Source organism: Actinopolyspora sabaoui (genome assembly GCF_051225635.1).
GTDB lineage: Bacteria > Actinomycetota > Actinomycetes > Mycobacteriales > Pseudonocardiaceae > Actinopolyspora.
This window is the reverse complement of sequence record NZ_JBMIHH010000004.1, coordinates 447,756-473,877: the sequence shown is the minus strand read 5'-3', so window position 1 is coordinate 473,877 and position 26,122 is coordinate 447,756. Positions and strand designations below refer to the sequence as shown.

Below are 26,122 nucleotides of genomic sequence, written 5' to 3'. Positions count from 1 at the left end.
GAAAATATTTTGTCGATTTGCCGTGTTTCGGTTCGGTATAGATTGTTCGTGTTCGAGTGTCTTTCTCGTTGTGGGGGTTTTTTGGTGATCGCGTACGTGAATTGGTGTCGTTTTGCGTGGTGAGGAGCGAATTGTTTTGGTTCGCTGTCCCCGAAAAGTGTGTATAATATGGAGTCGCGCTGCGGGAAAAGAAGGATTCTGTTTGCCTGTTGGTGGCTCGGGAAGAGTCGGACAACAGGAGGTTTTCGTGTCCATCACCACCAAGACTCTGAGTGCGTTGAGTCTGGCCGCGCTGACGTTGACCGCTCCGGCCGCTGTGCAGGCCGCGGAGCAGACCACGGAGCAGAACACAGGGCAGACCGCGGAGCAGAACGCGGAGCGGCCGCCCTCCCCGGAGCGGGGAGTCACGGCGCTGATGAGCATCCACAACGAGAGCTACAGCGCCAAGCATGTCGAGATCAACAACGTCAAGTGCCTCTACGACGACGGGGAGCAGGGCTCCAACATCAGCGTTTTCGAGGGCTGGTACGGAGTCAACGAAAGGTACCCGGAGTCCGGCCCGGGCCAGTACATCGAGAAGAAGGAACGTGGCAAGTGCGCCAAGCGTTCCGCTTCGTTCAAGGTGAACTTCGCCAAGGTGGGCTGGGTGAAGATCAAGAGCAGCCACACCAAGGGCTACCACGTGGTCAAGAACACCAACAAGAAGCACATCGATGTCGACATCACTCCCTACAGTGGTTACCCCCACTACACGCAGCAGATCGAGGTCTCGGTCGACTGATGTGGTGAGCGCGTGATCGCTGGAGCGGCGCCCACCGGAGAACTCTCCGGGGGCGCCGCTCTCACGTGTTCGCCGCGATTCCGGGCGCCGTTTCACCGGGCGGCCCGGAAGGCGATCGGACCGGGAATCGTGTTGTGTGAATTCCGCTGTGTGACCGGACGAGCCTTTCCCCGTAACGACCACCGAGCATCGGTGATGCCCTTTTCTCGAATACCGCACGAGCGAGCGAACTTTTCGTTCGGTCTCCGAGTAGGATCGTGTCGGTGGTAAACGGCACGGAGGTGCCGAGGAAAGGGGCCGCGGTGTTCGTGCGGGACGTGGAACGCAGTCGCGACCTCGAAGTCGAGGAACTCGCTTCGAGCTATGCCTATCCCGAGTCGTTGACTCATCCTTGGACGAGAGTCAATTTCGTGTCCAGCGTCGACGGCGCCTCCAGTGTCGAGGGGCGCAGCGGCGGGCTGGGACATCCCGCCGACGGGGTCGTCTTCGAACTGGTGCGGGACCTCGCCGACGTGGTGCTCGTCGGTGCGGGCACCGCCGTGGCGGAGGGCTACAGCGGAGTGTCCCGAACTGCCGAACGTGTGCGACGCCGACGTGCGTTGGGACGTTCCGACGTGCCCCCGCTCGCCGTGGTCACTCGCGGAGCTCTGCCACCGGACGCCGGGGTGCTCACCGACACCGAGGTGCCAACCGTGGTGGTCACCTGCGCCACGGCGGGCAGGGAACGCCTCCAGGCTTACCGCGCCGCGGGCGCCGAGGTGCTCGTGGCAGGCGAGTGGGAAGTGGACCTGTCGTGGACCGTCGCCGAGTTCGGCAGGCGCGGGTGGTGTCACGTGGTCTGCGAGGGCGGCCCCGGGCTTTTCGGCAGAATGGTGGGCAACGGTCTCGTCGACGAGGTGTGCCTGAGCGTCTCGCCCATGCTGGCGGGGTCCGGCGCGGGGCGCATCGTCAGCGACCTGGTGGAGGACACCCACAGGCGACTTCGGCTGTGCTCGGTCGTACGCGCCGAGGACGCACTGCTGCTGCGGTACTACACCCCACAGGCGGTCCGCAGACTGGACGAGGTGTGTTGATCACGCCAGCGCCTCGGTGTAGAAGTAATCGAGGACCGCTGTTTTGAGTGGCGCACGACAAACGAGGCCGTGGTCGGCCCGTTCGGTGTGGCACATTGGGCGGGGTGACGGCCCCGACGAAGCGGATTGGTGGATATGCGGACGACCGTGCGCTTCCGGGGACGTGACCTCGGCACTCAGCGGCCACTGGTGATGGCGATCGTGAATCGCACACCGGACTCCTTCTACGACCGGGGCAGGACCTTCGAGTTCGACGCCGCGTTGTCCGCCGTCGACGAAGCCGTGGCCGATGGTGCCGACATAGTCGACATCGGCGGCGTGAAAGCCGGCCCCGGGACCCTAGTGGGGGTGGACGAGGAGATCGAGCGTACCGCCCCGTTCGTGACGGAGGTGCGGCGGAACTTCCCCGATCTGGTGATCAGCGTGGACACCTGGCGCCACGAGGTGGGGCGTGCTGTGTGCGTGCAGGGAGCCGATCTGCTCAACGACACCTGGGCGGGGGCCGACCCCAAGCTGGTCGAGGTCGCGGCCGAGTTCCAGGCGGGTTATGTGTGCTCGCACACCGGCGGCGCCGCGCCGCGCACCCGGCCGCACCGCGTGTGCTACGAGGACGTGGTTCGCTCCGTGGTGGACGAGACCACGCGACAGGCCGAACGCGCCGCCGAGCTCGGCGTTCCCGAGGACGGCATCCTCATCGATCCGACCCATGACTTCGGCAAGAACACCTGGCACAGCCTGGCTCTGTTGCGCCACACCGACCAACTGGTCGCAACCGGATGGCCGGTGCTGATGGCGCTTTCGAACAAGGATTTCGTCGGTGAGACGCTCGGCACCGAGTTGTCCGAACGTGTGACGGGCACCCTGGCCGCCACCGCACTGGCCGCCCGGGACGGAGCCGCCGTGTTCCGGGCGCACGAGGTGCGGCAGACGCGCCAGGTGCTGGAGATGGTCGCGGGCATCGCCGGGGATCGGGAACCCGCCTCGACCGTGCGTGGCCTGGCCTGACCGCGAGGCCGTTCCCCGCGCGGACGAGGTGTTCGGGCGGAAGGATCCGAGCAGCTGGGAGCAGTGAGCGGAAACATGACACCCGAGGCCGAGCGGTGGTTCGCCGCCCGCAGCTGGCAGGACCCCTCCTGGTCGGTCGAAAAACTGAAACCGCTGAAAGGCGCTCGTCGCGTCAGTGTCGTACTGCCCGCGCTGAACGAGCAGGACACGATCGCCCCCATCATCGCCGAGCTCCTGCCACTGGCGGAACCGGACGGCGCGGGGAAAGCCCTGGTCGACGAGATCGTGGTGCTCGACTCCGGTTCCACCGATCACACCCGCGAGTACGCCCTGGGCGCGGGCGCCCAAGTGGTGGCCCGCGAGGACGTGCTGCCCGAGTTCGAGCCCCGACCGGGCAAGGGAGAAGTGCTGTGGCGCTCGCTGGCTGCCGTTTCCGGTGATCTCCTGGTGTTCCTCGACTCGGACCTGGTCGATTTCGACGCCCGCTTCGTCCCGGCGTTGCTCGGTCCGCTGCTCACCCGGGAGGAGCCGGTGCTGGTCAAGGGTTTCTACCGGCGACCGCTGCGGTTGCCGCGGGAAGGTGTACGCCAGGCCGAGGGAGGCGGGCGCGTCACCGAACTGCTGGCCCGGCCGGTGCTTTCCGCCGTCCGTCCCGACCTGTCGGGCGTGATCCAGCCCTTGGGCGGCGAGTACGCGGCCGATCGCGAGTTCCTGGAGTCCGTACCATTCGCCCCGGGATACGGGGTGGAGACCGGACTGCTCATCGACGCCTACGATCGCCACGGCCTCGACGGACTGGCCCAGGTCAATCTCGGGGTGCGCAAGCACCGCAACCGAGGACTGCTGCAGCTCGGGGTGATGTCGCGGCAGATACTGGCCGCGGCCCTGTCCCGCACCGAGGGGGGCATTGCTCCGGACGAAGTGCTCGACGATTCGCACGAGGAGATCTCCTACACCCAGTTCGTCCAGTCCGACTCCGAGTGGGTGCCGCTCGAACAGCCGATTCCGACGGCGGAGCGTCCACCGCTGCGTAGCCTGCGGCGGAACTCGACGCGATGAGCAGCACAGCGCTCTCCAACGGGCACGACTGACAGGCACGATTGAGACGAGGCGAACATGCTGGTAGCGGCCGGAGTATTCCCCCAACCGCCGGTGCTGGTGCCCGGGGTGGCCGGGCGACGGACGGCGGATCTCGACGGCACCCGAGCCAACTGCGCGCTGGCTCTCACCAGGCTGTTCGACGCCGACCCCGATCTGGTCGTGGTGCTCGGTGGGGACGATCACACCGCGTGCCACGACTCGGACGTCACGGGGACGCTGACCCCGTACGGGCCGGACACGACCTTCGGCGAGGGAAGCACCCGGCTGCCGTTATCACTGACGATCGGCCGCTGGCTGCTCGAGCCACACCTCGATCGGGCGGCCTGCGAATTCAACTCGGTGGCCTGGAACGCCACCCCGGCCGAGTGCTTCCGGCTGGGGGAACGAATCGCCGATCGCGCCGCGCGGGTGGCACTGCTGGTGCTGGGGGACGGTTCGGCGTGTCGCACGGAGCGCTCGCCGGGGTTTCTGGAACCGGACGCCATCGCCTACGACGATCACATAGCCGAGGCGCTGCGCGGCGGGGACACCACCGCGCTCGCCGCGTTGCGGCCGGAGACCGCCGAGCGGTTGATGGTGGCCGGACGTCCGGCCTGGCAGGTGCTAGCCGGGGCCGCTTCCGAACGTTCACCGGTCGGTGAGCTGCTGGACTACAGCGCGCCCTACGGAGTCGGCTACTTCGTTGCCAGCTGGCGGTTCGCCGGTTCCTCCCCGAGATCGGGCCGTCCGGAGCGGGATCGGGTGGAAATCTCCACCGAGTGAGCTTCTCGGCGCACCTCGGCGGCGGAGTTCCGCTAAGTCCGGGCCGAGCTCTGTGCCTCCTGCTCGCCACGCAGGTTCGGCAGCTCGGGTGAGGAGGTGTCCAGTGGCACTGTGCCGGAACGGACCAGTCCCAGCTGCACGCGCTGTCGTTTGGTGGTGGCCTCCAGCAGCCAGTCGATGGCCACCCGCAGCCGGTTCTTCGGCATCGCCATGAGGTGATAACCCCTGGTGACCGCTTTGGCGGTAAAGCCGGACAGCGGGATGTGCAGCGGATTGGCGGCTGCCTCGCGCGCCCCGAGGTCCACGACGAACCCGAGGTCGCGGTGACGGTACTCGCTGAGCCGCTCGCCCCGCAGCGAAGCGAGCACGTTGCTGCCGGCCAATTTGCCCTGCCGCGTGGCGTGCTGGGCGGTCATGGCCGTGAGCTGCCCGGGGTTGGCACGGTCGGGAACAGCCGCGGCGTCGCCGCAGGCGAAGACGTGCGGATGGCCGGGCACCGTCAGCGTCGCGTCGACCGTGATCCTGCCTTCCGTGGTTTCCAGACCCAACGACTGCACCAACGGGTCGGGACGCACACCGACGCACCAGATCAGCGACCGCGTCGCCACCTGTTGGCCGCTGTCGAGGGTTACACCGCTCTCGGTGGCTTCGCTGATCGAGGTTTCGGTCAGCAGCTCCACACCCCGTTCCCGGAGCACTTCGGTGGCGGTACTGGAGAGCCGCCGGTCGAGGCCGGGAAGCACCCGAGGCGCCACGTCAAGCAACTTCCAGCGGATCTCCTGGTCACGCAGCTCCGGGTGACGTTCTGCGAGGATACGGGTGAACACGGGGCCCTGTGCCGCGATCTCGGTTCCGGTGTAGCCCGCCCCGACCACCACGAACGTGCAGCGGGCGTCCCGTTCGGCCTGGTCGGCGGTGGCGGCCGCGAGCTCGATCTGCCTGGTGACGTGATCCCGGAAGTACAGTGCTTCCGGCACTCCCCGGAATCCGTGTCCGTGTGTGGCCAGGCCGGGGATCGGCAGGAGCTTGTTGACGCTGCCCGCGGCCAGGATCAGCCTGTCGAAGCTCAGCGACCCCGTGTTGTCCTCGGCATCGGTGTAGGTGAGGTAGCGGGCTTCCGGATCGATCCGGTCCACCTCGCCCAGCACCAGTCGAACAGCGGGCAGTGTGCCCGGCAGTGAGACCGTGATCGCGCGCGGGTCGAGAATCCCGGCGGCGACCTCGGGCAGCAGCGGCAGGTACAGAAAGTAGTCGGTGGGGTTGACGAGGATGATCTCGGTTTCATCCGGTCGAGTGTTCTCGGTGAGCTGTTTGGCCGCGTGGTACCCGGCGAAACCGCCCCCGACGATCACTACTCGATTGCGTCCCATCGCGTTTCCCCAACTGGTCGGTTCCTCTCCGTTTCCGCTTACCCGAGGCAGGACTCGATCAAACCGGCAATGCTGCCCGAACCGGCAGTGCTCTTCGGCATCGTCGTGTCCGGGACCGAAAGACCGAAGACTCTAGTACCTCCGAGGCGGGGGTCGCACGCTGAAGGGGACGAAGCGGTCGCGAGCGGAGCTCCTCCCGCGAACTCCGGTGCTTTCACCACCGTTACGTGCTGCGGGCATGCGCGGGGTACGGGCCTCGTGGCGCGGGGGCGTTCGCCGGCCGGTCACGTGACGAAAGCGCAGGTGCGGCAATCATGACCACCACCACAACTCAGACCCGGGCCGAGGTGGAGGCCGACATCAGGGACACCCTCGGTCTGGTACCCACGTTCTTCTCCCGGATTCCCGACGAGCTGCTCGCCCCGGAGTGGGAGATCTTCAAGCGCCTGGAACTCGGGCAGACGTTGATTCCCAACAAGTACAAGGAACTGATGGGGGTCGCGCTGCACGCCGAGACCAAGTGCTATTACTGCACCCTGTTCCACACCGAGGCGGCGAAACTCTTCGGCGCCAGTGACGAGGAGATCCAGGAGGCGGTGCACTACGCCAAGAACAGCCTGGGCTGGAGCGCCTACCTGAACGGTATCCGGGAGGACTACGACAACTTCGCCACGGAGCTGGCCCGTATAGGCGAGTACCTCGGCTCCCGGGGTTGAGTTCATGCGTCTGGAACGGATCCGCCCGACGGTGCTGCGGCTGGTACTGCACGCACACGAACTGGCCACGCTGATGACGGCCGCGCGCTGTGTCGCGGAAGCGAGCCCGACGGAAGTGCCCGAATCGGCGCGGGAGGAACTCCGCGCGCTGCTGCGTGACTACGACCAGCAGCTGCGGCGTCTCGACACAACGACGAACGAGGAAACCGGTCGGCCGCGAACGGGCTGACAGCGCTTCCCGGCGATACCGAGAGCGCTTCCCGGCGATATCGAGTGCGGTCCGGCGGGGGAGTCGCTCGTGTTCGACGGGGTGGAATTCGGTGACTCCGGTTGCTCCGGGCGGGAGTCAACGGCCGTGGGACAGCCGCCAGTACTGCTTCTTGTTCGAGTCCCGCACTACCACGCCGAGCCGGGCGAGTTCCTCGCGTAGTTCCCGGACGTCCTCGCTGGAATCACTGTGACGCAGTGCTTTCGCGCGGGCCTTGAGCAGTGCGTCCGCCCCCGTGGGCATGCCGGGGGTGTCGGGGACCCAGCGGCGGAACTCCTCCGCACAAGGGTCCTCGTCGGCCCAGCGGTAGCCGTGGGAGCGGAAAGCGGCGGCCAACCGGTCCGTATCGAGGTCGAACTCTTCCCGCGTCAGTTCCGCCGTGTCACCGTCCAGCAGCACGAGCTGCTTGCCGTCGCGGCACGCGATGTTCACGGTCTCGCCGGACCATTCCCGCGTGTTGCCTCGTCGGTGCAGCCTCACCCGCTCGGGAGTCACCGTCACAGTGAGACTGTCGTGATAGGCGTGCAATGCGAGCGTGGTACCGGCCAGTGCTCCGAGTACGACGAGGCCGAGAGTCACCCACGGTTCGGGTAACGAGTTCACCAGTTCGGCCGGTCCCCGCATCGGTGCCCAGGGCAGACTCACCAGCCAGTCGGCGAGCAGCCGCACACCCCAGCCCAGCCCAGCGCCGAGTGCGGTGAACACGACTCCCACCGCGGGATACGTCCATGACGGTTCGGCCACCACCGTGGGGCCGGTGGGCTGTGGTTCGGGATTGCGTGGCGAAGGCTCGTCGGTCACCCGCGAGATCCTACTGAACGTTTATCGCTGAACCGGGCCGCGTGAGGTTTCCCTCCCCGGAATCCGGTTCGACCCGTCCGAATTCCGCTCGGAGCCCCGGTGCCGCGCCATGCGCGGCACCGGGAGGTCGTTCAGATCGCTACCCGAGGTGGGGTACCCGCGACGAGGCCCGGCGGGTGGTGCAGCCGAGCGAGTATCCCGACACCCCGGGTGGAAAATTTCGATCAGCGGGGATGACCGATGTCACCCGAGGGTTCGTTCCGTCCGAAGTGGTTGCCGGAGGCCCACATGTGCATCCACTGCTCGTTCTCCTGGCGGTAGGCGTTGCCCTGCTTGTTGACCTCCACCGGTTTCGAGTCGTGGTAGAACCAGTTGTTGTCGATGTCGCAGCGGTCCGCCGGGATCCCCCGGATCGCGATGGCTTCCTGCGCACGGCTGTCGGGGAAAACGTCGTGGGTGAACCGGAAAGTGTTGTGGTGGATGTTGATGGTCCCACCCGCCACTTCGGTGTCGCTGCCGTCGTTCTGGGTGCGTCCGTGCATGTCGAAGGCGTGACTGATCGGGTGTTCGCCGACCAGGTTGTAGCGAGCCGTATAGCCGTTGGTGTCGTAGCCGTACCCGGCGACGGAGTGCCGATTGTAGTCGAAGTAGTTCCACTCGATCACGGACTCGCCGTTGTAGAGGTTCACGCCGTAGCCGAAGTGCTCCATCGGGTTGTTGTGGATGCTGTTGTGGTCGATCCGGGACGAAACGGGGTAGCTACCGGCACCGACCGAGATGGCGGCGTGGGTGAAGCCGTACAGCTGACAGTTGTCCACGCGGCAGTTGTCCCCGAGGAAGTGGATACCGCCGATGAGGTAGTTGTCGTAGGCCGTGTCATCGGAAGGATTGCCGTCGTAGCCCTCCGGGTCCCAGTAGTTCGCCAGCCGCGGCCCCTGGAGCCGCAGCCCGGTGAACCGGACCCGATCCCCGTAGGTCTTGAACATGGGCAGGGGCTTGTCCGCCACCGGATTCCGGTTCCTGGTGGTGTAGATGAGCCCGCCGAGACTGCCGTCGTTGCCGCGGCCCCCCGAAAGAATGACACCGGCGCCGATCGTGAGGGTGTTCTCCGCACCGGTCATGTCGATCGCCGCGTTGTCGGCCACGCGGATGATGTCGCCGTCACCCGCGTTCCGCAGCGCGTTCTTGAGCCCCTCGAAGTCGTTGACGTGGAACTCCGGCGTGTCCCCCGGGCTGGCGTGGTAGGTCTTGCCGCCACCCTGTTTCAGGTCCACGGGAGCGGGATCGGGCATCGTGGTCACAGCCGCGGTGTTGACCGAGGGGGACGTGGCCGCGCTCCGGGTGGACGCCGCCGCCGTGCTCGCGGTGGCTCCCGCCAGCGCGAGTCCCGCGGCTCCCGCCGTGCCCAGTTTCAAGAAGTTCCGCCTGCCGAGTCCGCCGTCGGCGTCCCGTTCCGTTCCCTCCGGACTCATTGATCCTCCTGTGCCTTGTGGGCCTGTTGCGGATGATCCTGATCGATCCGGCAGGATGATCGGTTACTCGACGAATTCTCGTCAACACCTGGAGTGTCATTCGTGGTTTCGGGGAGGCCCTTCCGGTGTCCAGGCCGAGTCCGGAACTCGTCCGGGCGTCGCGTGCCGATACCGCTTCCGCGGCGCTCGCTCAGTCCTCGCCCCGGGGGACGGTCATCGCCGCGAGCACGTCGTTCAGGTCCCCCCGTTTCCGGAACGCACTTCGTTGCGCGGCGGCACTCGTACTCCCGTTCAGCAGGCGGGAGATCCAACCGCGAACCCGCTCATCGTCACCGTGGGCACGTAGCGGCGCGTCCAGGTAGTCCAGCATGCGTCGTACCTGTTGTTCGGCGGGCCGGGCACGCGCCGAGATCGGGTCGACGAGATCGCCGGAGAGCCCCGAACGGGCAGCTCGCCAGCGAGCAGCGTGTTCCAGTTCCGGCCTGGGCAGGCGCGGCGGTACTCGGTCTCGCCGCTCTGCCACACACCGCTCGGTCAGTGCTCGGGCGAGCCCGGCCAGCATCACGGTCTGTTCCGGACGCGGATCCACGTCGCACACCCGGAATTCCACTGTGGAAAGATGTTCCGAAGGGCGCACGTCCCAGTAGAGCATCTCGCGGTCGCGCAGCACCCCGACGTCGACCAGACGCTGAGTCGAGGCCACATAGTCGGCGTAGGAGTCGAACAGCCCCGGCATACCCGCGCTCGGCCACTGCCACCAGAGCTGCGCCCGGTAGCTGGCGTAATCGGTGTCCTCGCCCCGCCAGAACGGCGAGTTCGCCGAAAGGGCCAGCAGCACCGAGAGCCAAGGGCGAACACGATTCATCACCGCCACCGCGTCCTCCGGGTCGTCGACCCCGACATGGATGTGGCAACCGCAGACCAGCTGTTGCCGTGCCACCACGCCGAACCTGGCCATCGTTTCCTCGTAGCGTGCCTTCGGAGTCACCGTTATCCGCTGGCTTCCCGGATACGTACCACTGGCGATCAGATTGTTCTCCCACTCGTTCGCCGCGGTAACCAACTCACCACGGAGTCGGAGCAATTCCGAGTGGAGTTCGGCCAGTTCGGTGCACACGGGGGTGGACAACTCGATCTGCGAGGACAGCATTTCCGGATCCACCCGGCCCGGCGCCACGGCTGTCAGGCGTTCTCCCGCGAGTCTGGGACCGGCGTCGGACAACTGCCCGGTGGTGGTGTCGACGAGGTGGAACTCCTCCTCCACACCCAGTGTGAGCGCACCGTTCACGCCATCACCTCCGGAGACTCCCGCTTCCATCCTTGCTGGTCGCTCGCTGAGCCGCCATCCGGAACGCTGGACCGAGGGCTCCGCTGTGGTGACCCGTACCGGGCTTCGCCGAGTGATCTCGGGTGTACCCGGGGTGAGGGCCGGCGTGAGGTTCGCCCCACCGTGGACGCCCCATCGCCCTGACCGACCTCTCGATCGCCGGTGCGCGGAAATCAGCGGTCCGCGGCCTCGACACACCTCCGTTGTCGGGTGGGTAGCTCCCGCTGGCGTTCGTTGATCTCGTCGCCGAGTTCGGCGAGTCGGTCGGGAAGGGTTGCCGGAGGCTCCGCCGCCCCGGTGCTGGCGAGCTCCCGCAGCTGGCGTGCCGTCGATCGCATGCTCGACACGATCCGTTGGGTGTGTTGCAGGCTGAACGCCTCGTCACCCCGTTCGATGTGAATGGCACGCTCGGTGGCACCGTCCACGAGTCGTTCCAGCACGATGATCGAGGTCCACCACTTCTCCGCGGTGCTCGCCGAAGTGGGTTCCACCAGGCGTTGTCGCAGCGCGGCACGCAGTTCGGACAGCTGCCGATAGCTACGACGGCGTGCCGCCGACCGCCCCAGCTCGAATCCGGCCAGCGACAGCGATACGTATTCCGAAACCGTTTCCACAGCCGCGGCGAACCGTCGAGCGAGCGGCGCCTGCCGCTGCAAGGGGGAGAAGAGGACCCCTACCACCAACAGAATGGCGCAGCCGAGCAGCGAGTCGACCAGTCGTACCGCGGGCAGTGCCGGTATCGGTTCCACCTGGACCATCTGCAGCAGCACCAGACACGTCACCACACCGGTGAACAGGCCGTAGTGGCGGCTCAACGAGTCGGGCACCAGCGCCGCCAGCAGCACCATGAACGGCAGCAGCCACCAGCCGTGCGGCACGAGTGCCAGCAGTGCGGCCGCGGCGACCACGCCGAGCACGCTGCCGATGCCGCGCAGCACCGCGCGCGCGAACACCGAGCCCGAGTTGGGCTTGAGGATCAGCGCCACCGTCAGAGCCACCCAGTACGGCTGTTCGAGCGGCAGTGCCAGCCCCACCACCTCGGCCACGGCCAGACACAGCGCCATCCGCGATGCCAACAGCCAGCCGCTGCGCCCCACGGCCAGGCTCTCTCGCCAGGCCCGGAACCGAGCGCGGCGATCCCGGTTGTCCGCCAGGCCGGTGGGGTCGGCGAGCTTCGCGGTGCGCAGCGAGTCGAGCAACCCCGCCAGGGATTGTTCCAGCGCACGCACGGCGGTGGAGGTCTCGTGCACCGCCGATCGGGAGGGTGGGGGAGTCGCGCCGGAGCGCACGCACCGAGCCAGTGTGCGCATCGTGGTCAGGGTGCGCTCCGGGGGTCTGCTCCCCGCGTGCGCGAGAGCCACGGATGCCTCCACCATCGGTGTGGCCTGCGAGAGCACCACGTGGAGCCGGTCGTGCACGCGGCTGCGCGCGGTGGCTCCCGCAGTGACGCTGATCAGGATGTCGTGTGCCTCGTCCAGTGCTCTGGTCAGGGCCTGCCGTGCGTCGGTACGGGCCCGGGAGTTCTCCGCGGTGAGCATTCGAACGGTTGTGTCGAAGATCCGCGCCACCGCTTGCCGGGCGGGGGCTGTGCGACGGAACGGCCAGGTCGCGGCGATCAGTGCGAACGCCATCAGCTCACCCGCCACGAACCACCACAGCTGTACGGTAGCGCTCATCGTCTCGACAGGGTGGCCGGTGGCCACGATGCAGAACGTCAGCATCTGGGTGCCCGCCGCCGCCCAGAGATCGCCCATCCGGCTCGCCAGTACCGACAGCACCGAGACCGTCACCACCACACCAGCGGCAGCCCACGGTCCGGGTGCGTGAACACCCAGCGCGAAGCCGATACCTCCCAGCACCACGGTCAGTCCCACCCGGCGCAGCCGGTACCGGTAGGAGCTGGTCAGGTCGGAAAAGCTGATGCACAGCGCTCCGAGCGAAAGCAGGATCGTCTCGGCGATCCACCCGCTCGCCAGCCCCACCGCCTGCGGAGCGGCTATTCCCAGCGCGGCCACACCGACCCGGCTCCAGTCCACCGGTATCGGAGCGGGACGCAGCATTCTGCGCAGCCAGGAAGGCGCGACAATTCGCAGTAGATACAGTAATCCGCTCCACCACGGCCGTGGTCGGGTAACCGCACCGACGGAGAACACTCCACCTCCCGATGATCACGAGCACGCCGCTCGGACTTTCGCCGCGTCTTGGGGCTCACTCCCATTATTGCCCGATTCGGCCGCGTCGAGCCCGGTTCACCACGCACATCACACCTTGTCGTGCGTCACTCCGAGATATTCGGTGAATGCCCGGTAAAAACGATGTGTCGGTCGTTTCGAAACGATTTTCGGCGCTTTTCGCGGGCGAGGCGACGCGCGTGTCGAATTCCGGAAAGTGCGAATTCTTTCTCATGTTCCGGGAATCGCCTAGCCCGCGATGCCGGGAACCCCCGAGGTGCCCGGCACACTGGGGCGATGACCCAGACACCGTTGCTGCTGGCCCTCGACCTGACCGGAACATTCGCGTTCGGGCTCAACGGCGCGCTGACCGCGGTACGCGCGGTGCGGCTGGACCTCGTCGGGGTGCTGACGCTGGGAATAGTCACCGCGTTGGGCGGCGGTATCGTTCGGGACGTTCTCATCGGCTCACTGCCCCCGGCCACCTTCAACGCCCTCAGCTATCTCGGAGTGGCCGCGGCCGGCGCGTTGCTCGCGTTCTTCCTGAGTCTGCCGTTGGAACGGTTCGCCGTACTGATCACGATCTTCGACGCGGTCGGACTCAGCGTTTTCTGCGTAACCGGTGCGAGCAAGGCCCTGGAATTCGGACTGGACGGGGTGCAGGCGGTTCTGCTCGGCGCGATCACCGCCGTCGGCGGCGGAACGATGCGCGACGTACTCATCCGTCGCGTGCCGACGGTGTTGAGCAGTGATTTCTACGTCGTGCCCGCCATGGTGGGGGCCGCGGTGACCGTGCTCGCCGAGCGGATGGGAATTTACGGTCTGGCCAGCGCACTGGTCGCCGCGGCCGTTTGTTTCGTCATCCGAATGCTGGGGCTGCGGTTCAATCTCTACGTGCCGAGCACGCCGCGTCGGACCAGTCGCCGAGATGGGGAGGCTTCCTCGTCGGCTGCCGAGAACGAGTGAGTCCGCCTCGCTCGGGCTCAGCCGGATGCCCGAACCATCTCGGTGCCGAGGGGCTCGCCGCAGGGGATACGCATAGTGAGGAGGGCGCAGTGTCGTTGGTCGGGTTCGGGTGGGCTCTCCCGACCCGATGAGCCGGAAGTGATTGCTCACTCTCCCGGCGTGCGGAGGTAGCCGATGTGGCGGGGCACGTTGGCCCGGGAGCCGTCATCGGTGCTTGCCGGGGCTTCTACCCCCGTCATGGTTCCGTCGGGCTCGCCGTACATCTGGAGTCGTTCCACGGTGCAGTGTCGCATGACCTCCCGGATGTACGGGTCGGACAGTTCCCAGTGCCGCAGCATCGCGGCCGTGTCCGGGTAGAGCTGGAAACTGTGCGCGAGCAGCTGATCCTCGTCGATGAACACCTGCACCATCAGTTGGGGACCGTGCTGCTCGACGAACCGCACCGCCCGCGTCACCGCCCGCTTGTACTCTTCGAGGTGGCCCTCGGCGATGCGCATCGTGTTGTGCAGCAGCAGTGGCTCGTCTCGGGTGGACCACTGGGACATGACCAATCCCTCCGATGCCGCTCGTGGCTCGGCCCGGTTCCTCGCGGAGCGGCAGGTTGGCGAGGTGGGACGATGTTCGACGAGACGAGCCGGTTTCCCGGCCGTCGCAGTGCTGTCCCCACGGGCGGAGCTGTCGAAATGCGCCGTTCCCCTGGGAAAGCCTCGGATCGCCTCGTTTCTTGGTCGCGAATCGGCGGTACTGACGCTGTGCGATCACGACGCGGATCCGTGGCGAGCGTCGCTGAGGGCTGCCTCGGACCGGGATCACGAATCTCCTTCCCGGCTCGGATCAGTGGAGGTCAACTGCTGTGAGTCGCCGGTCCGGCGCGGCTTCTCGAGGAGGGAAGTGGATTTGCCGGTGAGTGTGGTGGCCACGTAGCGGTCGATGACGGGAAGCCGCGCGAGGCGCAGCATCGCACGGCGTAGCCGAAGTCGCAGCCTCGAGGCGGGTAGGAACCAGCGTGCGCGCCACGCGGTTCGCCAGGGTCAGACCGGCGATACCGGCTCCGCAGCTTGCTACCTTCATCAAGTCTTCTCCTTCGCCTCTACCGGGCGATCCTGTGCATTACGGTCGCAACCTGCCCGGGATTCGGGCTGCTGCCGGGGAAGTCACCGTAGTCCTCCCCGCGGCCTCGTAGCAGAACTCGCGGGGATGGTTGATCACCGACCGAGTGGTCGGTGCCTCGCGGCGCTGGGGCATCGAGCGAGGAGCTTCGTCGAGCGCCCGCCGCCTGGTGGTGTACGCCCCGTGTGCCACGAATGCCGCGGCGGCACCGAACAACTGCCGTGGTTTCGCACAAGTAGCCGCTCCAGTGATCTTTTCCACATTCCCGGGGTCCGTTGGGCGATTGACACAGCTTGTTGATAACGGTTTTCATTTTCAGGTCACTGGCTGCTGAAAGGCCTGCGTGACCGATTACCCAACGTGACTGACTTCGAGGTGAACCGAGAGTTGTTCGAACAACGGCGAAAGTCCCGCGGCGTACGGAAGTCGCTGGCGCTCGTGCTGGCGTTATCCGGGGCGCTGGCCGCTGCCTGCGGTACCGGGGGAAGTGAGCAGAGCTCCAGCGGAGACGGTTCCGAGCCGTTGCAAGCGTTCGTGAGCATTCCACCGCAGCGCTACTTCGTGGAGCACATCGGCGGTGAGCACGTCGACACCACCGTGCTGCTGCCTCCAGCGGCCTCGCCCGCGCTGTACGAACCCAAGCCGTCCGAACTGCGGTCGCTGTCCGAGGCGGACGTCTACTTCGGCATGGACGTGCCCTTCGAACGCTCCATGGCAGACCGGATCAAGTCGGCCGGTGGTGACGACATGCGATGGGTGCGGACCTGGAAGAACGTCGACCGCGGCCAGTTGGCGGGCGGCAAGCCGGATCCGCACATCTGGCTCTCCCCACAGCGGGTCAAGACCCAGGTCGAGACGATCGCGACAGCGCTGAGCCGGGTCGACCCCGCTCACGAGGAGGACTACCGGGCCAATCTGCGGCAGTTCAAGGAACGCGTCGACGCCGTCGACGCCGACATCGCGCGGCAGCTCGAACCCGTCGCGGGTAAGACGTTCATGTCGTTCCACCCTGCGTGGAACTACTTCGCCGGGGATTACGACCTGACGATGCTCCCCATCGAATCCGGTGGTAAGGAGCCCAGTGCCGCGCGGCTGCGCGAGATCATCGAACGTGCCAACAATCATGACATCCGAGCCGTGTTCGTTCAGCCCCAGTTCTCGAAGAAGGACGCGCGCACCATCGCCAAGCAGGTGGGCGCCACGGTGCAGCCGCTGGACCCGCTGGCACGGGGCTGGGAGAAGAACATGCATCACGTCGCGACCGAACTCGCGAACGCCTTGCGGGACGGTTCCTGATGAGTCCGAAGACGAACGCGGTGACACTGGCCGGGGTGCGTGCGGGATACGGTTCCATCCCCGTGCTGTCCGAGGCGAACCTGACGCTGGCCACGGGCGAGTGTCTCGCGGTGACCGGTCCCAACGGAGGAGGAAAGTCCACCCTGCTCGGACTGCTCGTCGGTCTGCTGCGCCCGTTCGCCGGGACTGTCGAGATTCACGGTAGGCCGCCGCGCCGGGCTCGGGGGCGCGTCGGATACATGCCGCAGGCCGCGCAGCTCGACCTCGAGTTCCCGCTGACGGTCCGCGACCTCACCGCGATGGGGCGTATCCGTTCGACCTGGTTACCACAGCGACTGCGTGCCGCCGACCGCGCGGCGGTAACCGAGCTCCTGCGGTGGGTCGGTCTCGCCGAGCTCGCCGCGCGCCCCGTGGCGGCCCTGTCGACCGGACAACGCAGACGTGTCCTGCTCGCCAGGGCGCTGGCTACCGAGCCGGACCTGCTCGTGCTGGACGAACCCGAAGCGGGCATCGACGCCGAGTCGGCCGAGCGGCTCCAACAGCTGCTGTCCTCACTGATCGGCAGCATGACCGTCGTGGTGGCCTCCCACGACATCGAGGGAATCGCCACCCTGGCGACCCGCGGCGTGACGGTCGACCACGACCTGAGGCCCTGGTCCGACAACCGCGAACAGGCCGAGCCGTTGCGAGGAGTCGGGGAGCCACAGGCGAGCACCGATGGCCGCCTTCCGGAACACGCCGGTGCGATGGGAGGTTCGGTGTGATCGAGGCGTTGCGCCTGGAGTTCATGCAGAACGCGGTCATCGCGGCGGTACTGGCCAGTGTGGTGCTCGGGGTGGTCGGTTCCCTCGTGGTGGTCAACCGGGAGGTCCTGGTGGGAGGTGGTATCGCGCACGCCTCCTACGGCGGGGTCGGACTGGGCTTCCTGCTCGGGCTCGATCCGTCCGTGACGGCCATGCTCTTCGGAGTGCTCGCCGCTGTGAGCATGGGTGTGCTGCGGCGTTTCGTCCGGCAACGCAACGACACCCTGATCGGGATGCTGTGGGCCGTCGGTATGTCGCTGGGAGTTGTCTTCGTCCAGCTCACGCCGGGATACACCGCCAACGCCCGCAGTTTCCTGTTCGGCTCGCTGCTGTCGATCCCACGTGGCGACCTCCCGCTACTCGGCGCGGTCGCGTTGGTGCTCGTCGGTTTCGTCGTGCTGTACTACCGGCCGCTGCTGGCCCACTCCTTCGACCGGGATTTCGCCCGGAGCCGCAACCTGCCGGTTTTCCCGCTGGAACTGGTGCTGTTGGCGGCCATCGCGCTGGCCGTGGTCGTGCTCATCCAACTGGTCGGCGTGGTCCTGCTCATCGCGCTGCTGACCATCCCCGCCGCGACCGCGGGACTGTTCACCCGCACGCTCGCGAGCATGATGGCAGCCACCGTCGTGGTGGGCGTGGTCGTCACCCTCGGAGGGTTGAGCACCTCCTACGCGTTCGACCTGCCCTCCGGACCCGCGATCGTGCTCACCGCCTGCGCGCTCTTCGTCGCTGCTCGCGGCGTTTTCCTACCGGCACGGGGTGTGATGAGCGATCCGCCTGCGAATCGTCCGAGCCCGCGAAGTGACTCGATGCCCGGCGACCCGTCGCGGTAGCGGCGGTCGCACAGGTCGAGTTCGGTGTGCCGGCGTACGGCGTTCCGCACCCTCAGCCGCGCGGCGGTACTTGTGAGTCGTGCCGCCATTCGCCATGCGGTCAAGTTCGGTGGACGTATCAAAGCAGTACAGACTTGGGATGTGCCGACATCCTACGACTGGAGCATGCCCGGGTTGCAGAATCTCGGCGAGGACACCGAAAAGTCGCTCGCGGAAACCGTAGGCGAAGTCGCCGGTGAAAGCCCTGTGCCTATCGACAGGTCGGTTTCCCGCGGACATCCGACACGAGCGCTGCTCGACGTCGCCCGCGAGTCCGGCGCCGAGCTGATCGTCGTGGGCAATCGTGGTCACGGTGGCTTCGCCAGTGTTCTGCTCGGTTCGGTGAGCCAGCACCTGGTGCACCACGCCGACCGGCCCGTCGTCGGTCGGTGACACGAATCGATTGACTTCGGAGGCGTGAACACGGCCCGCCGGCTCGTGCCTCCCCGGCCTTCGGCAGGCTGTCTCAGCGGGTCCGAAAGACTTGAGCCGCTTCCACCGGCGCCGGCCCCCAGTACCGGCAAGGTCATGGACTTCCGTCTCTACAGTGACTCCGACGCCGAACAGCGACTGCCTGGGGAACGGAGAACACGGTGCGTCGGTCAGGAGGCGGCTCTCCCCGATCGCTCGCGAGCCACTCGGTCGGCATCCTCGATCAGGCGGCTCCCTGGGGTTGCTTGCGTGCTCGGACCCGTTCGAGTACGGCGGGTAGAACTTCGTGCACGTCACCGAGGACCGCGTAATCCGCACGAGTGACCAGCGGCGCTTCGGGATCGGTGTTGATCGCGAGGATGGTCTTCGCCCCCATGCAGCCCACCCAGTGCTGGGTCGCACCGCTGATACCGCACGCGATATAGAGGTCAGCGGCGATCTTGGTGCCCGTCAGGCCGACCTGATCGCTGTGTGGCCGCCAGCCGCTGTTCGTTGCCACCCGGGAACAGCCCACCGCCCCGCCGAGCAACTCCGCCAACTCCTCCAGGCTCGCGAAGCCCCCGGCGCTGCCGACGCCGCGCCCTCCGGAGACCACCACCCTGGCCGTGGCCAGCGAGACACCGGTACCGCTGGGCGCCGTGCGTTCGACGAGCCTGCTGTGGACCGGTTCGTCGGCGCGTTCGGGCACGAAAGTAGCTGTGGCGATGTCTCCGTGGACGGCAACCTCGGACGGTTCGACGGAACCTGCGACGAGGCTGACGAATTTGATCGCGCCTGCCAGTTCGGCGTCCTCGAGCAGCATCCCACCTCCGCGGAGCCGGGTCAGGGTCCACAGCTCACCCGCCTCCACCGCGACGCAGTTGCTGGCGAATGCCTCGCCCGTACGTGCGGCGGCGTGAGCCGTGATCTCGTTACCCCACTCGCCTGCCGCCACGAGAACACCGGTGGCTCGGATGTGCTGGACGAGCTCCGCGAGAGCGGCACCCTGGCACTCGGGGGATTGATCGTCGGCGAACGGTCCTTCGATCCGGTAGAGCGTGGTGGCGCCGTAAGCGGACAGCGTGCTCGTGAACCCGGCACCGGCGCTGAACGTCACCGCGTGCACAGGGACATCCAGCTTCGTCGCCAGTTCGCGGGCGAGGGTGAGTGTCTCGAGGGAAGTGTCGGAAACGGTTCCCTTTTCGTCTTCGACGAGGACAAGCAGCATGTTTCACACCAGTCCCTTCCGAGCGAGCAGATCGACAACGGATTCGGCGGCGTCGGCTCCGTGCCCGAGTACGACGGTTTCCTGCTCCTGTTCCGGAGGCTGTCGCAGTCGCAGCGTGCGCAGATTCCCCGGCGAGACCTCCGGACGGATAGTGCGCAGGGGTGCTTTCTTGGCTCGGAGTCTGCCCTTGATGGTGGGATACCGCGGCAGATTGAGTCCTTCCTTGACGGCGGCGACCGCGGGCAGCGGAGCCTGGTATGTCTCGATCCCGTCGGCACCCTCCCGACGCAGGAACACCTGGGTGCTCTCGTCGCTGATCCGGATGCCCTTGATACCGCCCACCACGGGGCGTCCCAGCGCACACGCGACCCGAATGCCGACCTGGTAGTTGCTCGCGTCGGCGGATTCGTTGCCGAACAGGACGAGGTCGAAGGTTCCGTTCTCCGCCTCCAGCGTCGCGATCGTCTCCGCCAACGCGGTGGCCGTGCTCTCCGGTGCCCGCGTCGTCTGTTCCACGAGTACTCCGGTGCCTGCACCCATGGACAGCGCGTAGCGCAGTTGTTCTTCCACATCGGGAGGTCCAGCGCTGAGAACGGTGACCTCGCCGCCGTGCTCATCGGTGAGTCGGACCGCCTCTTCCACGGCGCATTCCTCGTGGGGACCGATGGTGAATCCGATGTGGCGGGTGTCGATGTCCGTGCCGTCCTCGGTCAGCGGTAGCTTCCCACCAGGAGCGGGTACCCGCTTGATGCAGACCAGTATTCTCATGACCGTTCCTCCGTCAGGACTTCATCCGCTCGTCATCCGGGTCGAACAGTGGGGTGCGCCCCGCTCGCGCGACTGCGACGGGGTAGTGCTCACCCATGTACTCGACGAGCAGCTCGGTTCCCTCCGACGCGTACGCCTTGGGCAGGTACCCCATGAGCAGGTATTCACCGAGGGAGGGAGCCGACCCCGCACTGGTGACGTAGCTTCCTCGGCCCTTGCTGTCCACGAGGCGATCACCGTTTGTGCTCAGGATTGGTGAGTGAGCCTGCGGATACCGGGCCACTCCGGCGGAGTCGGTGTGACTTTTCAAGGAAAGTGTGCACAATGTGGCGGCGGCGCCCTGTTCTCTGGATTCGAGGTAGGGTTGCTTGCCGATGAATTCGGGCGATTTCACCTTCGACAGCGCCAGGCCCGCTTCCACCGGGTCGTATTCGCCCTCGAGCTCGGCGCCCATGAGCCGATAGCCCTTCTCCAACCGTCCCGTCGTGCCGTACACGCCGATACCGGCGGGCACGATGCCGTGCTCGCTGCCCGCTTCGAAAAGGGTGTCCCACAACTTCAATCCTTGCTCGAAGGGAGCGTGCAGTTCCCATCCCAGGTCACCGACGTAAGAGATCTTGACAGCGAGGGTTGGTACTCCGTCCACATCGATGTGTCTTGCCGTGCCGAAGGGGAAAGTCCCGGCTGAGAGGTCGGCCTCGGTGACCGAGGACAGCACGTCGCGAGCGTGCGGTCCCCAGAGACCGATGGTGCACACCGCCGAGGTCATGTCCGTGAACACGACCGATCCGTCCGCGGGGAGGTGATCGGTGAACCACTTCTTGTCGCGCGCCCCGTCGGCACCACCGGCGATGACGCGGAAGTGGTCCGTGGCCAACCGGACTATCGTCAGATCGCTGCGGAAGCCGCCGGAGTGGTCCAGGATCGGCGTGTAAATGATCCTGCCGACGTCCCTGTCCACCTGGGCGACCGCCATGCGCTGCAGGTACTCGACAGCGCCCGGTCCGGACACGTCGAACTGCGCGAACGCTGTCAGATCGATCATCGCGACGCGTTCACGCATCGCGAGGTGCTCGGCGTTGATGATCGGCGACCACCAGCGAGCGTCCCACTCGTGTGGGCGGTTGCTGACACGATCGGCGTACTCCTCGAGCAGCGAACTGTTCGACTCGTACCAGTGCGGTCGTTCCCACCCGCCGACTTCGAAGAACCGGGCCGAAAGCTCCACTTCGCGGGTGTGGAACGGGGAGAGCCGTTGACCTCGGTTGGACTCCCACTGCTCATTGGGGTGCACGATCCCGTAGATCTTGTTGAATCCTTCACGGGCGCGCTCCCGGACGTGTGTCGTGGTGCGCTGGCTGGGGTAGAAACGGGCTATGTCCGCGCCGTGCAGGTCGATCTCGGTGCTGCCGTGGGTCATCCACTCGGCGAGCAATCTGCCGACTCCGGGGCCTTCCTTGATCCAGACCGAGGCCGCTGACCACAGCCCCTTCACCTCCGGTGTCTCACCCAGCAGCGGTGCGCCGTCCGGGGTCATCGACAGCAGACCGTTGATGGAGTGCCGGATCCCCGCCCCGGGGGCGTTCAGGATCTCGGGGAAGAGCTCGAGGGCGTCTTCCATCTGTGGATCGAAGTCCTCCTGGGTGAACGGCAACTGGGTGGGCGAGAGCTGCGCGGTCTCGTAGGAGGGGATGTCGTCGGGATCGTGCAGGATCGCCCGGTGCGCGTAGGAGCCGATCTCCAGGTCGGCACCGCTTTGCCGCTCGTACATGAGCGGATCCATGTCCCGCACGATCGGATATCCGATCTCGGAGTGGGTCTCGGCCAACCACGGGATGGGGCCGACGTCGATCAGTTGGTGTACGGCCGGGGTGAGTGGGATTCGGGCGCCTGCCATCCGTGCGATGCGCGGGCTCCACACTCCGCACGCGACGACGACCGTGTCGGTCTCGATGTCACCGCGGTCGGTACGGACTTTGGAGACCCTTCCGCGCTCCGTGTCGATCCCGGTGACCTCGGTGTTGGCCGATACGGTCAGCGTTCCGAGCGCCTGAGCCTGCTCCCGCATGAGCGCCCCGCTCCGCAGCGGGTCGACCACCGCTACCGAAGGAGTCCAGAAACCGAGTTCGACGATGCTCGAGTCGATGAAGGGCACGAGTTCGGCTACTTTCGCGGGACCGATGAGTTCGGAGTCGATGCCCCACGCTCTCGCGGAGGCCATACGACGCTTGAGCTCCTCGACGCGTGCCTCGGTGCGGGCGATCTCCACACCGCCCGATGTGACCAGTGTGCCGAGCTTCTCGTACTGATGCATCGAGTCCACCGTGATCGCGGTGATCTCCTTGGAGTGATCGACGGGGAAGATGAAGTTGGACGCGTGGCCGGTGGATCCCCCCGGATCGGGCAAGGGGCCCTTGTCCAGCAGCACGATGTTGTGCCAGCCGGCTTGCGCGAGGTGGTGGGCCACGGAGTTACCCACGATTCCCGCACCGATGACGACGGCCTCGGTTCTGTCGGGAAGGTGGTTCATGGGGACTCCAATCGGGTTGTCGTGTGTCGGCTGTGCGGGAGCGCAGTCCAGTTCTCTTGGCCGAGTCCGGTGACGTGTTCACGCGGGGTCAGGTGCTTTCCGGAGTTGTTCGCCACCACGGCGGTGGGCGGATCACGGTGGTTGTCGGGCGCTCCCGGAGCGTGTGAAGAGCTCTCTCACCGAGACCGGTCGCGTTGTGACGGCCGGGCTCGGGCCTGACCGGATCAACCCGTTGGTGAGTACTCGCTTCGGGACAGCACGCTGTGACCTGAGGCACAAAAATACGATAGAAATATCACGCGTACTACGCAACGCGTTGCCTTATCCGAAACTACTTTCGTGTGTTGCTGGCCTTTGGTGGGAGTGGGCAGGCCACGCCCGGGGTAGCCTCCCGAGTCCGAACCGGGTCCGTCCGCTGGTCGTCGTGCGAGGGCAGGGACGACGAGCGCGTGGTCACATGGTGGGTGACCTCGGCGGAACCGTGGTAAGGCTGTGCGTTGTTTCCGGTGTTCGCACCGGGGACGCTGCCACGGCGGAATGCCGTTGGCGTTCCACGGCAGGGCGGAAGAATTCGAGAATTCCTCAACTCCTCGGTGCGGAATTCGCGCGGCTGATGTTCGTCGCTGAACGGGGGACGAGCGAGGTTCTGATTGGCCTTGCACGACTTTCCCCGCCTAATACTCGACAACGGCCCCGCTCGCGGTTTCGGCCGCGTTGCTGTCGAATCCATAGGAAAGTGACGAGATCCTCGTCGACGAACGGGCGCAGGGGACGTTCTAGCATGGTTCATACGGGCCCCTATATGGCACCGCTTTGCTCCGATGGGGGAACTAGGTTGTGGTACTGCCGCTTCCGATGGCACGAGAACACTCGCGCCGAGGATGTGCGCCGTCGAGTCCTGGAACAACACGACCTCGGAAACAACAAGGCCGACAAGATCCGCGGGTGGTACAACCTCGTCGTCGGCGGATCGGGTTTCCTGCTGGTCGAGTCGGACTCGCCGCACGAGGTTACCGATCTGCTGCAGCCCTACATGGATCTCGTGAGCTGGGACGTGCACGCGGTCTACGAACTTCCGTACGATCGGATGATCGAGGAAATCCGTAAGCAGCTGCAGGTCAGCGCTTGACGAGTTCGGCGTTTGCTCGTTGTGTGTCGTCTTGGCGGTGTGATGTGTCCTCGGGTGGGGAAACTGGTTATGTTCGCCAGGTTTCGCGGCCTGCCATCCCGTAGTGCTTGAGCGCGAGTGCCTTTCGGGGGTGAATGGCCAGAAAGCAAGCTTCAGGCGATTCGGGTCCGTCGGGCACGAAGTCGTTCAGGTCGTAGGAGAAGACGCCGCTCCAGAGGCGTCGTTTGGTGTCGATGTCGGTGTGCACGGTCGCGGTGCCCCATATCTCCACGCCGTCACCGCTCTCGTCGACCTGCCAATGCAGGGCGACATTCGGATTGTGAGCGATATTGCGAACTTTGACGGACTGCGCGCCGGTCGAGATCCATAGCGTGTCGTGTTGCCAAGCCGGCCATATCGGCACGACATCCGGATTGCCGTCGCGTCCTACCGTGGCGATGTGCGCCCAGTTCGACAGACGGGCGATCTCGGCTTTTACGTCGTCGAGTTCCACTGTGTCCTCCAGCTCGTCCGCCCCTTGCCGGGTGAAAGCACGATCCGCGTGCCCAACGTAACCCCGCCGTGGCAGTAGCGCTCGGTTGTTCTGTTGGTTGTTGTCGCGTTCGGGGTGGTCCCCGGACCGTGTAACGCTTGAAGTCGAGCCGGGGTTCATATCTTGGTGTGAGTCGCTCACTCGGTACAGTCGCGGGAAGCGGGGTGTTCGGTTCGGAGTGTCAATCCGACGAACTCGGGCAGTCCCGTTCACATCGGTTTTCGGTCGGAGTCCTGGCCTGTGACGTTCCTCAGGCGTTGCGGATCGGTCAGGATGTCGATCTCGACTATCCAACCGTCGGTGATCGTGAACGCCAGCACCGCTGCCGGGCGTCCCTTGAGCGTGGCCACGATGCCGGGACCGCCGTTGACCATCGCGAAGCGAGCGTGCAGCCCGGCTGCCCGGTACATCGTCGCTTGCTCGGCGATCTCGGTAGAGCCTCGCACGAGCTTCGAGCCGGCACCTCCGGTGTCGACACGTAGTACGGCATCCGGGTGCAGAAGGGTGACCAGCTCCGCGAAGTCACCGCCGCGTGCGGCCGTGAGCCACGCGTCGATGATTTCGCGCTGACGTGCGCGGTCGGGCTGCCCTACGGGGGTCGATCCCTGGACCCGCTGCCTGGCTCGGCTGGCGAGCTTTCGAGCCGCCGCCGGTGTCCGGCCCACCATCGGGGCGATCTCCTCGAAAGGCACGGCGAACATGTCGTGCAGGACGAACGCGAGCCGCTCCGCGGGATCGAGCGTGTCCAGCACGACCAGCAGTGCCAGACCCACGGAGTGGGCGAGGATGCCCTGTTCGGCCGGGTCGGCCGCGTCGCCGGACTCGACGAGCGGGTCGGGTACCCGCACATCCAGCGGTTCCTCTTGTCGGTTCGCCCGTGCGCGCAGCATGTTCAGACACTGCCGCGAGACGATCGTCGTGAGCCAGCCGCCGATGTTGTCCACATCGTCGCCCGACGCGCGTGAGATCCGCAACCAGGTCTCCTGCACCGCGTCATCGGCCTCGGTGAACGAGCCCAGCATCCGGTATGCCATCGCACGCAGGCGTGGGCGATGTTCCTCGAACCTCGCGGCCCAGAATTCTTCGTCCTGCACTGTCACAACCTCTCGTTCCGATGGGTCATCCCTGTGACCCGCTCCGACAGGGCGGATGTGACACCGGGAGGACATTATGCAGGCTCGGATGACCCACCCCGCGATGGTGCTGCCCGATGCCATGCGGGCACTGCTCGAACTGGGCAGGGTCGCGCAGTCGGGCACCGTTCCCGAAACCACCCACAAGCTGATCCACCTCCGCGTCAGCCAGATCAACGGTTGCGGCCTGTGCGTCGACATGCACTCCAGAGAGCTCAAGGAGGCGGGTGCGCAGGACGAGCGGATCTGGGGCGTCGGTGCGTGGCGGGAGTCGCCGTACTTCAACGACGCGGAGCGTACGGCGCTGGAACTCGCCGAGTGCGTGACCCGCATCGCCGACCGTTCCGAGGCCGTCCCGGACGAAATCTGGAACAGGGCGGCCGAGCACTACGACGAGAAGGAACTCTCGTCGCTGCTGCTGTCGATCGCGGCGATCAACGTCTGGAACCGACTCAATGCCGCGACCCGGCAGCCAGCGGGCTCTTCCTGACCTCGCC

At 66.3% G+C, this 26,122-nt stretch carries 25 protein-coding genes; 14 read left to right on the top strand and 11 right to left on the bottom strand.

Translation table 11 applies throughout. From position 1 onward, the window contains the following. The first annotated feature begins 247 nt into the window (after nucleotides 1–247). From ACOQFL_RS09710 to ACOQFL_RS09690, 5 genes are all read left to right on the top strand, one after another. The gene (locus ACOQFL_RS09710) at nucleotides 248–781 is read left to right on the top strand and encodes a hypothetical protein (RefSeq protein WP_435543771.1); all 534 of its coding nucleotides are present in this window, start codon (nucleotides 248–250) and stop codon (nucleotides 779–781) included. A gap of 263 nt (nucleotides 782–1,044) precedes the next feature. Next, nucleotides 1,045–1,854 carry a pyrimidine reductase family protein gene (locus ACOQFL_RS09705; protein WP_435543770.1) on the top strand — a complete coding sequence of 270 codons (810 nt, stop codon included), beginning with the start codon at nucleotides 1,045–1,047 and terminating at the stop codon, nucleotides 1,852–1,854. 135 nt (nucleotides 1,855–1,989) lie between these two features. Further along, nucleotides 1,990–2,859, top strand: a complete 870-nt coding sequence (gene folP, locus ACOQFL_RS09700) for a dihydropteroate synthase (RefSeq protein ID WP_435543769.1) — start codon at nucleotides 1,990–1,992, stop codon at nucleotides 2,857–2,859. Between the two features lie 75 nt (nucleotides 2,860–2,934). Next, on the top strand, nucleotides 2,935–3,918 hold the full coding sequence (locus tag ACOQFL_RS09695) for a glucosyl-3-phosphoglycerate synthase (RefSeq protein ID WP_435543768.1): 984 nt from the start codon (nucleotides 2,935–2,937) through the stop codon (nucleotides 3,916–3,918). Nucleotides 3,919–3,975: 57 nt separating this feature from the next. Then, the gene (locus ACOQFL_RS09690; RefSeq protein WP_435543767.1) at nucleotides 3,976–4,722 is read left to right on the top strand and encodes a class III extradiol dioxygenase subunit B-like domain-containing protein; all 747 of its coding nucleotides are present in this window, start codon (nucleotides 3,976–3,978) and stop codon (nucleotides 4,720–4,722) included. Between the two features lie 32 nt (nucleotides 4,723–4,754). Here the strand turns inward: ACOQFL_RS09690 and ACOQFL_RS09685 are convergent, their stop codons facing one another. After that, nucleotides 4,755–6,092 carry an NAD(P)/FAD-dependent oxidoreductase gene (locus ACOQFL_RS09685; RefSeq protein WP_435543766.1) on the bottom strand — a complete coding sequence of 446 codons (1,338 nt, stop codon included), beginning with the start codon at nucleotides 6,090–6,092 and terminating at the stop codon, nucleotides 4,755–4,757. A gap of 314 nt (nucleotides 6,093–6,406) precedes the next feature. Here ACOQFL_RS09685 and ACOQFL_RS09680 point away from each other — a divergent pair, with 314 nt between their 5' ends. Together ACOQFL_RS09680 and ACOQFL_RS09675 are read left to right on the top strand one after the other, a co-directional pair. Further along, nucleotides 6,407–6,808 (top strand): carboxymuconolactone decarboxylase family protein, encoded by a 402-nt coding sequence (locus ACOQFL_RS09680; protein ID WP_435543765.1) that lies wholly within the window; start codon nucleotides 6,407–6,409, stop codon nucleotides 6,806–6,808. Between the two features lie 4 nt (nucleotides 6,809–6,812). Then, nucleotides 6,813–7,037 carry a hypothetical protein gene (locus ACOQFL_RS09675; protein WP_435543764.1) on the top strand — a complete coding sequence of 75 codons (225 nt, stop codon included), beginning with the start codon at nucleotides 6,813–6,815 and terminating at the stop codon, nucleotides 7,035–7,037. Nucleotides 7,038–7,154: 117 nt separating this feature from the next. On the opposite strand, the gene ACOQFL_RS09670 is transcribed toward ACOQFL_RS09675, so the two are convergent. The 4 genes from ACOQFL_RS09670 to ACOQFL_RS09655 form a co-directional block, all read right to left on the bottom strand. After that, nucleotides 7,155–7,877, bottom strand: a complete 723-nt coding sequence (locus ACOQFL_RS09670) for a YqeB family protein (protein WP_435543763.1) — start codon at nucleotides 7,875–7,877, stop codon at nucleotides 7,155–7,157. 224 nt (nucleotides 7,878–8,101) lie between these two features. Continuing rightward, nucleotides 8,102–9,349, bottom strand: a complete 1,248-nt coding sequence (locus tag ACOQFL_RS09665; protein ID WP_435543762.1) for a polysaccharide lyase domain-containing protein — start codon at nucleotides 9,347–9,349, stop codon at nucleotides 8,102–8,104. Nucleotides 9,350–9,539: 190 nt separating this feature from the next. After that, nucleotides 9,540–10,637, bottom strand: coding sequence for a carboxylate-amine ligase (locus ACOQFL_RS09660; protein ID WP_435543761.1), 1,098 nt, complete (start codon nucleotides 10,635–10,637; stop codon nucleotides 9,540–9,542). Between the two features lie 212 nt (nucleotides 10,638–10,849). Further along, nucleotides 10,850–12,829 carry an FUSC family protein gene (locus ACOQFL_RS09655; protein WP_435543760.1) on the bottom strand — a complete coding sequence of 660 codons (1,980 nt, stop codon included), beginning with the start codon at nucleotides 12,827–12,829 and terminating at the stop codon, nucleotides 10,850–10,852. Nucleotides 12,830–13,144: 315 nt separating this feature from the next. On the opposite strand from ACOQFL_RS09655, the gene ACOQFL_RS09650 reads away from it, so the two are divergent. After that, the gene (locus ACOQFL_RS09650; RefSeq protein WP_435543759.1) at nucleotides 13,145–13,813 is read left to right on the top strand and encodes a trimeric intracellular cation channel family protein; all 669 of its coding nucleotides are present in this window, start codon (nucleotides 13,145–13,147) and stop codon (nucleotides 13,811–13,813) included. Between the two features lie 146 nt (nucleotides 13,814–13,959). Here ACOQFL_RS09650 and ACOQFL_RS09645 read toward each other — a convergent pair whose 3' ends face one another. After that, entirely contained in the window at nucleotides 13,960–14,358 is a 399-nt protein-coding gene (locus tag ACOQFL_RS09645; protein WP_435543758.1) for a hypothetical protein, read from the bottom strand. A 925-nt stretch (nucleotides 14,359–15,283) separates the two neighbouring features. Here ACOQFL_RS09645 and ACOQFL_RS09640 point away from each other — a divergent pair. From ACOQFL_RS09640 to ACOQFL_RS09625, 4 genes are read left to right on the top strand one after another with little or no spacing between them, the layout of a single operon-like run. Next, nucleotides 15,284–16,219: a metal ABC transporter solute-binding protein, Zn/Mn family gene (locus ACOQFL_RS09640; RefSeq protein WP_435543757.1), complete on the top strand. Its 936-nt coding sequence runs from the start codon at nucleotides 15,284–15,286 to the stop codon at nucleotides 16,217–16,219. Continuing rightward, the gene (locus ACOQFL_RS09635) at nucleotides 16,219–16,983 is read left to right on the top strand and encodes a metal ABC transporter ATP-binding protein (RefSeq protein ID WP_435543756.1); all 765 of its coding nucleotides are present in this window, start codon (nucleotides 16,219–16,221) and stop codon (nucleotides 16,981–16,983) included. The genes ACOQFL_RS09640 and ACOQFL_RS09635 overlap by 1 nt, the downstream gene beginning before the upstream one ends. Continuing rightward, entirely contained in the window at nucleotides 16,980–17,855 is an 876-nt protein-coding gene (locus ACOQFL_RS09630) for a metal ABC transporter permease (protein ID WP_435543755.1), read from the top strand. Before ACOQFL_RS09635 ends, ACOQFL_RS09630 begins: the two co-directional genes overlap by 4 nt. A gap of 24 nt (nucleotides 17,856–17,879) precedes the next feature. Beyond that, nucleotides 17,880–18,287, top strand: a complete 408-nt coding sequence (locus ACOQFL_RS09625; protein ID WP_435543754.1) for a universal stress protein — start codon at nucleotides 17,880–17,882, stop codon at nucleotides 18,285–18,287. Nucleotides 18,288–18,549: 262 nt separating this feature from the next. On the opposite strand, the gene ACOQFL_RS09620 is transcribed toward ACOQFL_RS09625, so the two are convergent. Genes ACOQFL_RS09620 through ACOQFL_RS09610 form a run of 3 tightly spaced genes read right to left on the bottom strand, consistent with a single transcriptional unit; the run spans nucleotide 18,550 to nucleotide 22,831 of the window. Then, complete coding sequence (locus ACOQFL_RS09620) at nucleotides 18,550–19,533, bottom strand: electron transfer flavoprotein subunit alpha/FixB family protein (RefSeq protein WP_435543753.1); 984 nt, start codon at nucleotides 19,531–19,533, stop codon at nucleotides 18,550–18,552. Between the two features lie 3 nt (nucleotides 19,534–19,536). Next, a complete protein-coding gene (locus tag ACOQFL_RS09615; protein WP_435543752.1) occupies nucleotides 19,537–20,301 on the bottom strand; it encodes an electron transfer flavoprotein subunit beta/FixA family protein in 765 nt (254 codons plus the stop codon). A gap of 13 nt (nucleotides 20,302–20,314) precedes the next feature. Next, the gene (locus tag ACOQFL_RS09610) at nucleotides 20,315–22,831 is read right to left on the bottom strand and encodes a GcvT family protein (protein WP_435543751.1); all 2,517 of its coding nucleotides are present in this window, start codon (nucleotides 22,829–22,831) and stop codon (nucleotides 20,315–20,317) included. 781 nt (nucleotides 22,832–23,612) lie between these two features. Between ACOQFL_RS09610 and ACOQFL_RS09605 the strand changes: the two genes are divergently transcribed. Next, on the top strand, nucleotides 23,613–23,960 hold the full coding sequence (locus ACOQFL_RS09605) for a DUF3303 domain-containing protein (protein ID WP_435543750.1): 348 nt from the start codon (nucleotides 23,613–23,615) through the stop codon (nucleotides 23,958–23,960). Nucleotides 23,961–24,027: 67 nt separating this feature from the next. Here the strand turns inward: ACOQFL_RS09605 and ACOQFL_RS09600 are convergent, their stop codons facing one another. Both ACOQFL_RS09600 and ACOQFL_RS09595 read right to left on the bottom strand, forming a co-directional pair. Then, nucleotides 24,028–24,453, bottom strand: coding sequence for a pyridoxamine 5'-phosphate oxidase family protein (locus ACOQFL_RS09600; RefSeq protein WP_435543749.1), 426 nt, complete (start codon nucleotides 24,451–24,453; stop codon nucleotides 24,028–24,030). Nucleotides 24,454–24,701: 248 nt separating this feature from the next. Then, a complete protein-coding gene (locus tag ACOQFL_RS09595) occupies nucleotides 24,702–25,586 on the bottom strand; it encodes a sigma-70 family RNA polymerase sigma factor (protein WP_435543847.1) in 885 nt (294 codons plus the stop codon). A gap of 76 nt (nucleotides 25,587–25,662) precedes the next feature. Here ACOQFL_RS09595 and ACOQFL_RS09590 point away from each other — a divergent pair, with 76 nt between their 5' ends. Continuing rightward, a complete protein-coding gene (locus tag ACOQFL_RS09590) occupies nucleotides 25,663–26,115 on the top strand; it encodes a carboxymuconolactone decarboxylase family protein (RefSeq protein WP_435543748.1) in 453 nt (150 codons plus the stop codon). Nucleotides 26,116–26,122: the final 7 nt, after the last annotated feature.

Coding starts and splice junctions, on each gene's coding strand:
- ACOQFL_RS09665 (WP_435543762.1), bottom strand. CDS start 9,349: ATGAGTCCGGAGGGAACGGAACGGGACGCCGACGGCGGACTCGGCAGG.
- folP (WP_435543769.1), top strand. CDS start 1,990: ATGCGGACGACCGTGCGCTTCCGGGGACGTGACCTCGGCACTCAGCGG.
- ACOQFL_RS09615 (WP_435543752.1), bottom strand. CDS start 20,301: ATGAGAATACTGGTCTGCATCAAGCGGGTACCCGCTCCTGGTGGGAAG.
- ACOQFL_RS09620 (WP_435543753.1), bottom strand. CDS start 19,533: ATGCTGCTTGTCCTCGTCGAAGACGAAAAGGGAACCGTTTCCGACACT.
- ACOQFL_RS09590 (WP_435543748.1), top strand. CDS start 25,663: ATGCAGGCTCGGATGACCCACCCCGCGATGGTGCTGCCCGATGCCATG.
- ACOQFL_RS09695 (WP_435543768.1), top strand. CDS start 2,935: ATGACACCCGAGGCCGAGCGGTGGTTCGCCGCCCGCAGCTGGCAGGAC.
- ACOQFL_RS09675 (WP_435543764.1), top strand. CDS start 6,813: ATGCGTCTGGAACGGATCCGCCCGACGGTGCTGCGGCTGGTACTGCAC.
- ACOQFL_RS09685 (WP_435543766.1), bottom strand. CDS start 6,092: ATGGGACGCAATCGAGTAGTGATCGTCGGGGGCGGTTTCGCCGGGTAC.
- ACOQFL_RS09635 (WP_435543756.1), top strand. CDS start 16,219: ATGAGTCCGAAGACGAACGCGGTGACACTGGCCGGGGTGCGTGCGGGA.
- ACOQFL_RS09690 (WP_435543767.1), top strand. CDS start 3,976: ATGCTGGTAGCGGCCGGAGTATTCCCCCAACCGCCGGTGCTGGTGCCC.
- ACOQFL_RS09680 (WP_435543765.1), top strand. CDS start 6,407: ATGACCACCACCACAACTCAGACCCGGGCCGAGGTGGAGGCCGACATC.
- ACOQFL_RS09650 (WP_435543759.1), top strand. CDS start 13,145: ATGACCCAGACACCGTTGCTGCTGGCCCTCGACCTGACCGGAACATTC.
- ACOQFL_RS09605 (WP_435543750.1), top strand. CDS start 23,613: ATGGTTCATACGGGCCCCTATATGGCACCGCTTTGCTCCGATGGGGGA.
- ACOQFL_RS09645 (WP_435543758.1), bottom strand. CDS start 14,358: ATGTCCCAGTGGTCCACCCGAGACGAGCCACTGCTGCTGCACAACACG.
- ACOQFL_RS09610 (WP_435543751.1), bottom strand. CDS start 22,831: ATGAACCACCTTCCCGACAGAACCGAGGCCGTCGTCATCGGTGCGGGA.